This is a genomic window from Enterobacter sp. WCHEn090032, assembly GCF_003986875.1.
GTDB classification, from domain to species: Bacteria; Pseudomonadota; Gammaproteobacteria; order Enterobacterales; family Enterobacteriaceae; genus Enterobacter; species Enterobacter sichuanensis.
This window is the reverse complement of sequence record NZ_RXRN01000064.1, coordinates 1-943: the sequence shown is the minus strand read 5'-3', so window position 1 is coordinate 943 and position 943 is coordinate 1. Positions and strand designations below refer to the sequence as shown.

Annotated in this window: 1 protein-coding gene and 2 pseudogenes; all 3 read left to right on the top strand. The window is 39.9% G+C overall.

Translation table 11 applies throughout. The annotated features are described in order from the left end of the window. Positions 1-423, top strand: a pseudogene (locus EKN83_RS23230) (hypothetical protein); the annotation flags it as partial. Then, on the top strand, positions 423-683 hold the full coding sequence (locus EKN83_RS23225; RefSeq protein WP_126801794.1) for a hypothetical protein: 261 nt from the start codon (positions 423-425) through the stop codon (positions 681-683). The pseudogene EKN83_RS23230 and the gene EKN83_RS23225, both read left to right, overlap by 1 nt. Positions 684-826: 143 nt before the next feature. After that, positions 827-943, top strand: a pseudogene (locus EKN83_RS23710) (RHS repeat protein); the annotation flags it as partial.

The window sequence follows — 943 nt, the reverse complement described above, 5'->3', positions numbered from 1 at the left end:
GCGCTGGGGTGGGTGGATCCGTGGGGGTTAAGCCGATGCAATACAGGGAAAAAACCAGGGCCGCAACTTCCTGGAGGAATTGCAGAAACATTTGATAAAAGCGTTTATAAAAACAGGCAGCTGAAAAGAAACGAGACTTTTTATAAATATCATGGTGTAAATAATAGAACAGTAAGAAAAATTTCTTGGCTGACAAATGAAAAATACAATTCCGAGGAGGTTTTGCGAGAAAAGCTAGCTATTCGCCATGATTGGGGTGTTAATATTACTAATGTATCAGAGTTTAGAGTTCCTAAAGGAACGTGGGTGAGTGAAGGTCCTGCTGCAGCTCAAGGGGCAGGATATCCTGGGATGGGATACCAGGCTGTGGTATCAAATCTTCCAAGAGCATGGGTGGTTAAAACTTTAAGGGTTCCCTGGTAATGAAATTGAATAACTTAAAAAATGCCCTTGAAAAAATAATTTTTGAACTTAATGCCAATGGTAAACATGAATCGGCAAATTTTTTTCAAACTCGTTATGAACAGATAATGATTTTTGGAGACAAAATTCCATTTGAAATAATTGAAAGTCTGTCAACATGCAGAGCTATGGCTCAATACGCAAACTTTTCCCTCAGGGAAGAAAAACTTTTAGATGATGTTGTTAATTACGCACTTGATATTAAAAAAATGACGCCCTGATATTAAGAAAAGAGAAGGATTGATTTTTGCGAGGTTATAATTAAGCAGCGTCTGTTTTTGAAGTGCTCACTCAAACAACAAAAAACAGATAATTTTTAATAAAAGAACACTATTGGCTGGCTTAATATATTAAAATCAAAGCCCGGGTCACGCAACTGAACGGTATTCGCTGGCGCTATGACATCCACGGCCGTACCGTAGAGAAGGATAACGGCCAGATCCGGCACTACCGGTACGATGGCGAACACCGCCTGGGGCAG